Raw genomic sequence first — 11,898 nt, forward strand, 5'->3', positions numbered from 1 at the left:
TTCCGGCTTTCCGACGCCGCGTGAGAAACCGTTCCCGGAAAGGGAGTTGGTGAGTACGTGGTGTTTCCAGCGAGTGAACCAAAGCCTTGACAGTCGATGTGGACCGGCCCATTCTCACCCCTCAGGGAGCGCTCCCTGACCCCTTCCCCCCTCTGAGGAGACGCCGTGCGTCCGCTGCTTCGCCGCGTCGGTCTACTCGTCGCCGTCGTGACCGCCCTGCTCACCTTCACCGCCGCACCCGCACCACCCGCCCGCGCCGCGGAGGCCCCGCTGTCCCAGGGCAAGAACGTCACCGCCTCCAGCACCGAAGGCCCTTTCTCCCCGGCCGCCGCCGTCGACGGCGACGCCGGCACCCGCTGGTCCAGCGCGTTCACGGACACCCAGTGGATCCAGGTCGACCTCGGCACGAGCGCCGCCATCGGCCGGATCACCCTCAACTGGGAGACCGCCTACGCCAAGTCCTTCCGCGTCCAGGTCTCCGACGACGCCGCCACGTGGCGGACCCTCCACGAGACGACGTCCGGCACCGGCGGCGTGCAGAACCTCACCGTCTCCGGCACCGGCCGCTACGTCCGCATGACCGCGACCGAACGCGCCACCGCCTACGGCTACTCCCTCTGGGAGTTCCAGGTCCACGGCACCGGCGGCGGGAGCGGCGGGGACACCCTGCTCTCCTACGGCAGGCCGGGCACGGCCTCCTCCTCCCAGAGCGACCAGAACTGCTGGGAGTGCACCCCCGCCCGGGCCTTCGACCGCGACCCGGCCTCCCGGTGGGCCACCAGCTCCACCACCGGGTGGACGGACCCCGCCTGGATCGCCGTCGACCTCGGCGCCACCGCGCAGATCAACAGGATCGTCCTCCAGTGGGACCCCGCCCACGCCAAGTCCTTCCAGATCCAGGTCTCACCGAACGGCACCGACTGGACGCCGATCTACTCGACCACGACCGGAACGGGCCTCAAGCAGACCCTCACGGTGTCCGGCACCGGCCGGCACGTGCGGATGTACGGCACGGAGCGCGCCACCGCCTACGGCTACTCCCTGTGGGAGTTCCAGGTGTACGGCACCGGCGGCGCGCCGATCCCGGCCCCGCCGCTCCCGCCCGACCCGGCGAACCCGCCGCGGCTGGTCTGGAGCGACGAGTTCGACGGCGCCGCCGGCGCCAGGCCCGACCCCGCCAAGTGGAGGGCCGACCCGGGCACCGGCCAGAACGCCGAGCTGCAGTACTACACCGACCACGACAACGCCGCGCTCGACGGATCCGGGCACCTGGTCCTGGAGGCGCGCAAGCAGGCCACCCCCGGCAGGGGATGCCCGCCCGACCCGCTGACCGGCAGCACCACCTGCCAGTACACCTCGGCGCGCATGAACACCGGCGCCACCTTCCAGTTCACCTACGGACGCGTCGAAGCACGCGTCAAGGTCCCCAAGGGCAACGGCCTCTGGCCCGCCTTCTGGATGATGGGCGCCGACTTCCTGAGCGGCCGGCCGTGGCCGTACAACGGCGAGATCGACATCATGGAGGTCCTCGGCAAGGACGTGAAGACCTCGTACTCCACGGTCCACGCGCCCGCGTACAACGGCGGCGGGGGCATCGGCGCGCCGTACCGGCTGCCCCAGGACGCCGACTTCTCCGACGACTTCCACACCTGGGCCGCCGACTGGACCAGCAAGGGCATCGTCTACAGCCTCGACGGACGGACGGTCCTCACCCTCGACAAGGAGCAGGTCGAGCGGACCCGCGGGCCCTGGATCTTCGACCACCCGCACTACATGATCCTCAACCTCGCGGTCGGCGGCGACTGGCCCGGCCCGACCGACACCACCACCCCCTTCCCCGCCAGGATGCTCGTCGACCACGTGCGCGTCTACCAGTAGCCGGACCGCGTCGGCCGAGGAGGCCCGGCGGGGTCGCCGGGCCTCTTCCTCCCCCCACCCACGAACCGAGAGGAACGGACATGCGCGGAAAACACGGCGAAAAACGCGGCGAGAACCACAGCGGAAAGCACAGGGGGAAACCCCTGCGCCTCTACACCCTGATGGCCGGTGCGCTGGCGGTCGCCCTGGCCGCCGCCCTCGGCGTCACCGTCACCACCCGGTCCGCGTGGGCCGCCACCGTCGTCGTCCAGGCCGAGTCCTACGCGGCGCAGTCCGGCGTGGTCCTCGAAGCGACCGCGGACACCGACGGCGGCCGGAACGCCGCCTTCCTCGCCGACGGCGACTGGATGCGGTTCGACGGCGTCGGCCTCGGGGCCGCCGGCCCGCTGAAGGCCTCGGTCCGCGTGGCCTCCGGCGCGAGCGGCACCGGCACCGTGGAACTGCGCACCGGGTCGTCGACCGGCCCGCTGCTCGCGACCTTCCCGATCTCCCCGACCGGCGGCTGGCAGAGCTGGACGACCCGGACCGCCGACGTCGCCACCCACCCCGCCGGCCCCCAGACGCTGTTCGCCGTCATGCGCAGCGCCACGCCCGGCGACTTCGTCAACATCAACTGGTTCTCCTTCGACGACGGCACCGGCAGCGGCGGCACCGCGCCCGGCTGGGTCGGCGTCGACCAGGCCGCGTGGAACGCCCAGCTGGCGCGGTTCCGGGCCATGACCCCGGCCGCGGTGCCCGCCGGCACGGTCCGCGTGCCCGAGTTCAACGCCACCTGCACCTACAGCCACTCCAAGCCCGACGACCCGATCGTCGTCCCGGGCCTGCCCGGCGCCTCCCACATGCACAGCTTCTTCGGCAACAGGAGCACCGACGCGTTCACCACGGCGCAGAGCCTGCGGGCCGACAGGCGCACCAGCTGCACCCCCGCCGAGGACCTGTCCGCGTACTGGATCCCCACCCTCTACGAAGGCGGCAGGACCGTCGAATCCGACGGAATGATCGTCTACTACGGCTCCCGGCTGCCCGACCCCTCGGTGACGGTCCCCTTCCCCCAGGGGTTCCGCATGATCGCGGGCAACGCCAAGTCCCAGGTCCCCACCCCGGCGGGCTCGGCCAACCAGTTCTTCTGCGCGGGCGAGGGAGGAGAGATCGGACGCAGCGCCGACGGCAACTGGCCGATCTGCGCCCCCACCGCCAAACTCGTGTACCAACTGCTCTTCCCCGACTGCTGGGACGGCAAGCACCTCGACAGCCCGGACCACAAGTCGCACGTCGCCTTCGCCCGGAACGGTGTGTGCGGCGGCGACCACCCCGTCACCATCCCGTCCGTCTCCTTCGTCATCGGCTACCCCACCTCCGGAAGCCCGGCCGGCTTCTCCCTGTCCTCCGGCATGGCGTCCTCCATCCACGGGGACTTCTTCAACGCCTGGGACGACGCGGCCCTGGGACAGCGGGTGAAGGACTGCATCGTGCAGGGCGCCAAGTGCAACTCCGCCGGCACCTTCTGATCCGGCGGACGGCGCGGGCCCTGCTCGCGGCGCTCGTGGTCACCGGCTGCGCCCCGCAGCCGGTGACCGGTCCGCCGCGGGCGGCGGCTTTCAACGCCACCGACACCGCGTGGATCCAGCTGATGATCCCCATGAACGAGCGGGCCCGCCTCCTGACCGGTCTGGCGCCCTCGCGCACGACGGATCCGGCCCTCAAGGACCTCGCGGCCCGGACCGGGACGCGACTGGAGGAGGAACTGACAGAACTGCGCGGGCTCCTGGACCTCTCGGGCGTCCCCGACACCCGCCCCCACGAGGGGCACGACATGCCGGGCATGGTCGCGCTCGGCACCCTCGGAAGGGCGGGAAAGGCGAGGGGGAGGGAGTTCGAGAGGATCCTCGTCGACGGCCTCCACGCCCACCTCGCGCAGTCCGGGACGCTCTGCGCGAGCGAGCGGGCCTCCGGCGGGGCGAAGGAGGCGAAGGACCTGGCCGCCGCCATCGAGAGGAGCGCCGCGCGAGAACTCGACCGGCTGGGCACGACGACCCGATCCTGACCGATGACCGATGACCGATGACCGATGACCGATGACCGACGGCCGATGACCGGCGGCACGACCATCAGGCCGCCCGCCGGGCCGACCACCAGGCCGCCCGCCGATCCTCCTCCCGGAGTCAGAAGCCGTCGGGGGCGGCCTCGTGGAGTCTGATCGCGCCGGAGGGGCAGACACCGACGGCCATGCGGACGGCCGCGCGGTGGGCGGCGGGCGGCTCGGCGTGCAGCAGGAGCACGAGGCCGTCGTCGGGGTCCTGGTCGAACACGTCCGGGGCGGTCATGGCGCACATCCCGGCGCCGATGCAGCGCTCGCGGTCGACGTCGAGACGCGGGGCGCTCACGTCTCGTCCCAGGTGACCGGGAGGCTCTTCACCCCGAAGATGTCCGCGGTCTCCGGCCGCAGGACGACCTCCTCGGCCGGTACGGCCAGCCGCAGGTTCGGGAAGCGGTCGAGCAGCGCGCGGAACGCGACCCGCATCTCGACGCGGGCCAGCTGCTGCCCGAGGCACTGGTGGATGCCGTGGCCGAAGGCCAGGTGCCCGGTGGCCTTCCTGCGGAGGTCGAGCACGTGGGGGTCGGGGAAGCGCTCGGGGTCGCGGTTGGCGGTGTGGTACGAGAGGACGACCGTCGTGCCGGCCTCGACGGTCCGGCCGTCCAGCTCGACGTCCTCCAGCGCCGTCCTGTGGAACGTCTTGGCGACGCTCAGGTACCGCAGCAGCTCCTCCACGGCCCCGTCGGTCAGGGCGGGATCGGCGCGCAGCGCCGCGAGCTGCTCCGGGTGCCGCAGCAGCGCGAAGGTGCCCAGGGAGAGCATGTTCGCGGTGGTGTCGAACCCGGCCGCCAGCAGGATCAGGCTGATCCCCCTCAGCTCCTCGTCCGTCAGGTCGGTTTCGGTGAGTTCGCTGAGGACGTCGTCGGTGGGGTTCGCGCGCTTGGCGGCGACCAGCCGCGCGAGGTACTCCTGCGTCGCGGTGTAGGCCGCGACCAGCTCCTCGTCTCCGGCCTCCCCGCCCATGAACGTGTCGATCTGCTCCTGGAAGGACGCCCGGTCCTCGTAGGGCACGCCCAGGATCTCGCAGATCACGATGGTGGGGATGGGCTTGGCGAACGAGGTCACGAGGTCCGCCGGCGGTCCGGTCTCCTGCATGGCGTCCAGACAGTCGGCGGTGATCCGCTCGATCCGCTCGGTGAGCATCCGCATGCGCCGCACGGTGAACCTGCCGACCAGGGGCTTCCGGTAGCGGCTGTGCTCGGGCTCGTCCATGAGGAGGAACTCGCCGGGCGGGGCCGGTGGAAGCGCGAAGTCGACGACGTTCATGAGCTCTTTGCGCGAGCTGAACCGGGCGTCGGCCAGGACGGAGCGCACCGCGTCGTATCCGGTGATCAGCCGGCCCGGCTTTCCGCCGGGGTGGGTGAAGTGGCTGACGGGACCGTGCTGGCGGGCGTCGGTCAGTTCGGCCGGCGGGTCGAACGGGCAGGCGGCCGGACGCTCCGTCGGCAGCGTCGTGACGGTGTGGAGGGATTCGCTCATGGTCCGTCCTCATCTCGCGATATGACGTGTTTGAACTCTTCGAAAGCTACGTTGCGTTCACTCCCTCGTCAAATAGTCTACCGCGTTTTCCCAGGTAGAAGACGGATAATTGGTGCAATGGCCTGCGGTCGAATGCAACGATACGTTGCAATGGGTCGCGGTGAAGGCAATGCCTTCGACACGCCGGGCGGGGCGCCTACGGACGGCGCGCGGGCGCGTCCGGCGCGGAGGGGTTCCCGGTGCGGCCCGGCCGGACGGCGGTCGCGCGTTCCGGATCGTCCAGCGCGGTGTCCACCCGCAGCCAGCGGTAGCCGTACGGCTCCAGCGCGACGGCGACGCGCCCGCCGGCCGCCGCCTCGACGGTGCCGCCGGTGAACACGTCGGTGAGCCGGTGGCCGTCCTTCAGGTCCGGCACGGTCGTGGTCGCGTCGACCCGCCGGGACGAGAAGTTGTGCAGCGCCAGCACCGCCCCTTCCGGGAGCGAGGCGAGGTGGGCCAGTACGCCGGGGTCGTCCGCGTCGAGCACCTCGGTGCGGCCCCAGGCGAGTTCGGGGGCTTCGCGGTACCCCTCGATCAGCGTCCGCACACGGCTGAGGAGCGAGTCCGGGTCGTGCGCCTGGTCGTGCACGTTCACCCGTTCCGGCCCGTACGCGCCCTCGGTCATCGGGTTGGGGAAGTCGCCGCTCGGCGCGGTGGAGAACCCGGCGCCGCTCTCCGCCGTCCACTGCATGGGGGTGCGGACGGCCTGCCGGCCCTCGGCGGCCAGGTTCTCGCCCATCCCGATCTCCTCGCCGTAGAAGAGCACGGGCGTGCCGGGCAAGGTGAACAGCAGGCTGTAGGCCAGCTCCACGCGACGGCGGTCGCCGCCGACCATCGGCGGCAGCCTGCGGCGCAGGCCCCGGCCGTACAGCTGCATGTCCTCGTCCGGGCCGAAGGCCGCGAACACCTCGGCGCGCTCGTCGTCGTCCAGCTTGTCGAGCGTCAGCTCGTCGTGGTTGCGGACGAAGGTCGCCCAGTGCCCGTCGCGCGGAGCCTCCGGGCGCTCCCGCAGGGCCGCCGCCAGCGGTCCCGCCTCCTCCCGGGCGAAGGAGAGGTACATGTTCTGCATGCCGATGAAGTCGAAGCACATGGTCAGTTCGTCGCCCCGCTCGGACTCCGGGCCGCCGAAGAACTCCATGGTGTCCGGGTAGGGCAGGTTGACCTCGCCGAGCAGGACCGCCTCGCCGTTGCGGCGCCCGAGGAACGCCCTCAGGTCGGCCAGGTAGTCGTGCGGGTCGGGCAATCGGTCCGCGTCCACCTGGCCGTCGGTCTCCAGGAGGAAGGGGACCGCGTCGACGCGGAAGCCGGAGAGCCCCAGCTGCGTCCAGAACCCCATGATGCGGGCTATCTCGTCGCGCACGGCGGGGTTGGCCACGTTGAGGTCGGGCTGCTGCCGGTAGAAGCGGTGCAGGTAGTACTGCCCGGTCTTCTCGTCGTACTCCCACGGGCTCTTCTCGGCGTCGGGGAAGACGACGCCCTCGGGCCCGTCCTCGGGCGGCTCGTCGCACCAGACGTACCAGTCGCGGCGCGCGGACGTGCGGCTGGAGCGGGACTCCCGGAACCAGGGGTGCTCGTCGGAGGTGTGGTTGACCACCAGGTCGGCGATGACCCGGATGCCCCGGTCCCGGGCGGTCCGCACGAACTCGGTGAAGTCGCCGAGGGTGCCGAGGCGCGGGTCGACGGCGTAGAAGTCGGTGATGTCGTAGCCGTCGTCCCGCTCCCGCGTCGGATGGAACGGCATCAGCCACACACAGGTGACGCCGAGGCGGGCGAGGTGGTCGATCCGCTGGGTCAGACCCGCGAAGTCGCCGATCCCGTCCCCGTCGCCGTCCTGGTACGTCTCGACGTCCAGGCAGTACACGACGGCGTTCTTCCACCACAGGTCGGAGGTCCGGGTCAGCCTCATCGGGTCTCCTCCGCGCGCGCGGGGCCGGCGGGGGTCGCGTCGAGCCGGGGCAGCACCTTGGCGCCGAACGCGTCGATGAAGGCGCTCTGTTCGCGGCCGACGTGGTGCAGCATCACCGCGTCGAAGCCGAGGTCGGCGTACTCCTGGAGCCAGGCCGCGTGCTGCCCGAGGTCCGCCGACACATTGACGGCTTCGGCGACCCGCTCCGGCGTGACGTGCTCGCTGACGCCGTCGAAGAGCTCCGCCGTGTCGAGGTCCCAACTGGCGGGCGGACCGTGCACGTTGGTGCGCCACTGGTCGTGCGCGACGGCGAGGGCGGTGTCCGGGTCCGGGTCCCAGCTCAGGTGGACCTGGAGGCGCAGCGGGCCGGAGCCCCCGGCGGAGCGGTAGGCGTCCACGATCCGGCGCAGCCGCTCGTGCGGGGCGTTGACGGTGATGAGCCCGTCGGCCCAGTCGGCGCACCAGGCCGCGGTGGCCTCGCTGCACGCCGCGCCGATCAGCGGCGGCACCGTGTCCGGAAGGGTCCAGAGGCGCGCCCGGTCCACGGTCACCAGACCGTCGTGGCTCACCTCCTCGCCGCGCAGCAGCGCCCGGATGACGTCGACGCACTCGCGCAGCCGCGCGTTGCGCACGTCCTTGCGCGGCCAGCGGTCCCCGGTGATGTGCTCGTTGGACGCCTCGCCGCTGCCCAGGGCCGCCCAGAAGCGGCCCGGGTACATGGACGCGAGGCTGCCGACGGCCTGGGCGACGATCGCGGGGTGGTAGCGCTGTCCGGGCGCGTTGACGACGCCGAAGGGGATGCGGTCGGTGGCCTGGAGGGCGGCGCCGAGCCAGGACCACGCGAAGCCGGACTCGCCCTGCCGGACGCTCCAGGGCGAGAAGTGGTCCGAGCACATGGCGGCGCCGAAGCCGGCCTCCTCCGCGCGGACGGCGGCGGCCAACAGGTCGGCCGGGGGCACTTGTTCGTGCGAGGCGTGGAATCCGTAGACGGTCATGGGCCGCGCCTACCCGGGGAGGCGCGGATCATCGGCGGTGCGGCCCGCGCCGATCGCCTCCCCGGCGCCTCACCCGACCCGCCGGTGCACCCTCGCCTCCCAGGGCGCGAGGGCCGCGCGTCCGTCCTCCGCCGGGGCGGACGGCCCGTTGCCCAGGACGAGTTCGGCGCCCTCCCAGCCGCCGGGGAGGTCCACGGACACGGTGTCGCCCGTGAAGTTGCCGACGACGAGGAGGGTGGTCCCCTCGTGGTGGCGGGTGAAGGCGTACACGCGCTCGTCGTCGGGCAGCAGCATGGTGAAGTCGCCGTGCACGACCGCCGGTTCGGCGTGACGCAGGGCGATGAGCCGCCGGTAGTGGTGGTAGACGGAGTCGGGATTCGCGCGGCCCGCGGCGGCGTTGACCTCGGTGTGGTCCGGGTTGACCGGGAGCCAGGGGGTGCCCGTGGTGAAGCCGGCCTGCGGGGAGGCGTCCCACTGCATGGGCGTACGGGCGTTGTCGCGGCCCATCGCGCGCAGTCCGGGCAGGACGTCCTCGGGCTCCGCCCCCGCGCGCAGCGCCTGCGCGTAGTGGTTCAGGGACTCGATGTCCCGGAAGTCCTCGATGGTGCGCAGGGGGGCGTTGGCCATGCCCAGTTCCTCCCCCTGGTAGACGTAGGGGGTGCCGCGGTGCAGGTGCAGGACCGTGGCCAGCATGGTCGCGGACCTGGTGCGGTGGCGGGGGCCGTCGTCGCCGAACCGGGAGACGACGCGGGGCTGGTCGTGGTTGTTCCAGTACAGGCTGTTCCAGCCGACGTCCGCGAGACCGGCCTGCCAGCGGCCCAGGGACGCCTTCAGGTCGGTCAGCCGCAGCGGCCGCGGATCGAACTTGTGGGCGCCGTGGTCGAGTCCGACGTGCTCGAACTGGAACACCATGTCCAGCTCGGCGCGGTCCGGGTCGGTGAACAGCCGGGCCTGCTCGACGGTCACGCCGGGCATCTCCCCGACGGTCAGCAGCCGGCCGGGGTAGCGGGCCATGACCTCCCGGTGCATCTCCCGGAGGTACTCGTGGACGCGCGGGCCGCAGACGAAGAAGGGCGACCCGTCGCCGTACGGGCCGTCACCGCGCAGCGCCCCGTCGGGCAGCGCCGGGTCCTTGGAGACGAGGTTGACGACGTCCATCCGGAAGCCGTCCACGCCCCGCTCCAGCCACCACCGCATCATCGCGTACACGGCCTCGCGCACCTCGGGGTTCTCCCAGTTGAGGTCGGGCTGCTTCGGCGAGAACAGATGGAGGAAGTACGCGTCGCTCGCGGGGTCGTGCGTCCAGGCGGAGCCGGAGAAGAACGAGCCCCAGTTGTTGGGCTCGCGGCCGTCGCGCGGCGGCCGCCACCAGTACCAGTCGCGCTTGGGGCTCTCGGGATCGCGCGACTCCTGGAACCAGGGGTGCTCGTCGGAGGTGTGGTTGACGACCAGGTCCATGATCAGCTTCATGCCGCGTCCGTGCACCGCCGCGAGCAGCCGGTCGAAGGCGGCCAGGTCGCCGAAGACGGGATCGACGTCCTGGTAGTCGCTGATGTCGTAGCCGTTGTCGTCCTGCGGCGACGGGTAGACGGGCGAGAGCCACAGCACGTCCACGCCGAGCTCCACCAGGTGGTCCAGGCGGCCGGTGATGCCGTCCAGGTCACCGATGCCGTCGCCGTCGGAGTCGGCGAAGCTGCGGGGGTAGATCTGGTAGACGACCGCGGACTTCCACCACGCGTCGTCCTTCCCTGTCACGGTGCCGGGCGTCATCGGCGGTCTCCTCCGGGCGTCGGGGGCACGGGCCATGGATTCCCTTTCCCGCGGACGGCGACTGAACCGTGCGGGCGCGTGCGGGGCCGGCCCGGGCACGCGGCCGGGGTCAGGCGGTGTGCCACGTGACGGCGTTCTCCGGCTCCTCGCGGTCGGTGCGGAACGCGTTGACCGGGTGGTCGGGGTCGGGGTACCCGAAGGAGATGCCCGCCACCACGCGCCGGTTGTCCGGGATGCCGAAGTGGGCGCGCAGGAAGCCCGAGCAGGCGGCGAGGGCGGCCTGGGGCGCCGCGGCCACGCCGAGGCTGTGGGCGGCGAGCAGGAAGGTGTCGATGTAGAGGCCGCAGTCGACGGCGCCGTAGACGCCGAGGTCGGCCTCGGTGGTGACGACCGCGACGTGCGGCGCGTCGAACAGCTCGAAGTTCCGGAGCATCTGCCGCAGGGTCCCCTCCCGGTCGTCCTTGGCGATGCCGAGGCTGCCGTAGAGCTGGAGGCCGCACGCGCGCCGCCGCTCCCGGTAGGCGCCGGTGTACCGGACGGGAAACGGGAAGTCGGGCGAGTCCGTGCTGCTTAGGACGTGTGCCGACAGCTCGGTGCGCAGCCGTTCGGTCGCGGCGCCCTCGGTGAGGTGCACCTGCCAGGGCTGGGTGTTGCACCAGGAGGGGGTGCGCTGGGCCAGGCCCAGGATCTGCTCGACGGTCGCCCGGGGGACGGGGTCGGGCAGGAACTGGCGGCAGGTGAACCGTTCGGCCAGGATCCGGCTCAGTGCCTCGTACGGGTCGGTGCTGCCGTCGCCGGTACCGGTCGGGTTCAAGGGACGCCTCCGCGCAGTGGCCTCGTTCGGGGGCCGCACCCTATCCGGGGCGGTCCCGTCGCGGAACCGCCCCGGTCGGGAGCGCGTGGTCGCCCGGGGAGCGGCGGGGGCGGTTCTCAGCTCCGGGTTCCGCTTCCGCTTCCGGTTCCGCTCTCGGTTCCGCCGAGCGCGCGCTCCACCGTCGTGTAGGTGACTCCGTGGTCCGCCAGGGCCTCGGAGACGACCCCGGGACGAGCCGTCAGGGCCAGGAGCAGGTGTTCGTCGCCGATCTCCTTCTCCCGCCGGCCGAGGCAGACGCGCAGCGACTGCTCCAGCACCTTCTTGCTCTCCCGGGTGAAGGGCCGCCGCTTCGCGCGCCGGTTCCGGGCGTCGGGGCCGGCGAGGGCGCCCGGACCGTGCGTCTCCTCGACCCGCGCGACGATCCGCGTCACGTCGATGCCGAGGTCCGCCAGCGCGTCCACGTCGACCGCGGAGAGTCCGCCCCTGCGCCGGGCCGCCGCGAGCGCGGCCTCCAGCGACGCGCGCCGCTCCGTCGTACCCAGGGCGTGCAGCACGTCGGCCGCCCTGCTGTCCTCCGCGTCGAGCAGGGCCAGCAGGAGGTGCTCCTCCGTGACCGAGGGCGCGCCCTCGCGCTCGGCCACCGCCACCGCTCCGGTCACCACCGCCCGGGCCCCCTTGGTGAACTTCTCGAACATCAGTGCCTCCCGTGCTTCTTGTGGACGGCCTGACGGCTCACGCCCAGCTCGGCCGCGATCTCCTGCCACGACCAGCCCTGGGCGCGGGCGCTGCGCACCTGAACGGCTTCCAGCTGTTCGAGGAGGCGCCGCAGCGCGGAGACGGCGCGCAGGCCGACCCGTGGATCGCGGTCGCCGGCCTGCTCGGCGAGATCGATTGCATCGGTCATGGTGTCAACGTACATTGA

11 protein-coding genes are annotated in these 11,898 nt (G+C 72.2%); 3 read left to right on the forward strand and 8 right to left on the reverse strand.

The features are described 5' to 3' along the window. Window positions 1–165 precede the first annotated feature (165 nt). The 3 genes from ACWGSR_RS23295 (at window position 166) to ACWGSR_RS23305 (ending at window position 3,922) form a co-directional block, all read left to right on the forward strand. Window positions 166–1,878, forward strand: a complete 1,713-nt coding sequence (locus ACWGSR_RS23295; protein WP_376232877.1) for a discoidin domain-containing protein — start codon at window positions 166–168, stop codon at window positions 1,876–1,878. Window positions 1,879–1,958: 80 nt separating this feature from the next. Further along, the gene (locus tag ACWGSR_RS23300; RefSeq protein ID WP_453568650.1) at window positions 1,959–3,386 is read left to right on the forward strand and encodes a DUF1996 domain-containing protein; all 1,428 of its coding nucleotides are present in this window, start codon (window positions 1,959–1,961) and stop codon (window positions 3,384–3,386) included. Further along, on the forward strand, window positions 3,362–3,922 hold the full coding sequence (locus ACWGSR_RS23305; RefSeq protein WP_453568652.1) for a DUF305 domain-containing protein: 561 nt from the start codon (window positions 3,362–3,364) through the stop codon (window positions 3,920–3,922). The genes ACWGSR_RS23300 and ACWGSR_RS23305 overlap by 25 nt, the downstream gene beginning before the upstream one ends. A 118-nt stretch (window positions 3,923–4,040) precedes the next feature. On the opposite strand, the gene ACWGSR_RS23310 is transcribed toward ACWGSR_RS23305, so the two are convergent. The 8 genes from ACWGSR_RS23310 to ACWGSR_RS23345 form a co-directional block, all read right to left on the reverse strand. Next, the gene (locus ACWGSR_RS23310) at window positions 4,041–4,262 is read right to left on the reverse strand and encodes a ferredoxin (RefSeq protein WP_453568654.1); all 222 of its coding nucleotides are present in this window, start codon (window positions 4,260–4,262) and stop codon (window positions 4,041–4,043) included. Continuing rightward, window positions 4,259–5,452: a cytochrome P450 gene (locus ACWGSR_RS23315; protein WP_453568656.1), complete on the reverse strand. Its 1,194-nt coding sequence runs from the start codon at window positions 5,450–5,452 to the stop codon at window positions 4,259–4,261. Before ACWGSR_RS23315 ends, ACWGSR_RS23310 begins: the two co-directional genes overlap by 4 nt. A gap of 196 nt (window positions 5,453–5,648) precedes the next feature. Continuing rightward, window positions 5,649–7,397 carry an alpha-amylase family protein gene (locus ACWGSR_RS23320; RefSeq protein ID WP_453568658.1) on the reverse strand — a complete coding sequence of 583 codons (1,749 nt, stop codon included), beginning with the start codon at window positions 7,395–7,397 and terminating at the stop codon, window positions 5,649–5,651. Next, window positions 7,394–8,392, reverse strand: coding sequence for a TIGR03885 family FMN-dependent LLM class oxidoreductase (locus tag ACWGSR_RS23325; protein ID WP_376232864.1), 999 nt, complete (start codon window positions 8,390–8,392; stop codon window positions 7,394–7,396). Before ACWGSR_RS23325 ends, ACWGSR_RS23320 begins: the two co-directional genes overlap by 4 nt. 69 nt (window positions 8,393–8,461) lie before the next feature. After that, window positions 8,462–10,162 carry a glycoside hydrolase family 13 protein gene (locus ACWGSR_RS23330; RefSeq protein WP_453568661.1) on the reverse strand — a complete coding sequence of 567 codons (1,701 nt, stop codon included), beginning with the start codon at window positions 10,160–10,162 and terminating at the stop codon, window positions 8,462–8,464. A gap of 109 nt (window positions 10,163–10,271) precedes the next feature. Further along, window positions 10,272–10,976, reverse strand: coding sequence for a nitroreductase (locus tag ACWGSR_RS23335; protein ID WP_453568663.1), 705 nt, complete (start codon window positions 10,974–10,976; stop codon window positions 10,272–10,274). 116 nt (window positions 10,977–11,092) lie between these two features. Then, the gene (locus ACWGSR_RS23340; protein WP_453568665.1) at window positions 11,093–11,671 is read right to left on the reverse strand and encodes a Clp protease N-terminal domain-containing protein; all 579 of its coding nucleotides are present in this window, start codon (window positions 11,669–11,671) and stop codon (window positions 11,093–11,095) included. Next, a complete protein-coding gene (locus ACWGSR_RS23345) occupies window positions 11,671–11,880 on the reverse strand; it encodes a helix-turn-helix domain-containing protein (protein WP_366377428.1) in 210 nt (69 codons plus the stop codon). The genes ACWGSR_RS23340 and ACWGSR_RS23345 overlap by 1 nt, the downstream gene beginning before the upstream one ends. Window positions 11,881–11,898 lie beyond the last annotated feature (18 nt).

This window comes from Streptomyces sp. NPDC055632 (assembly GCF_053618675.1).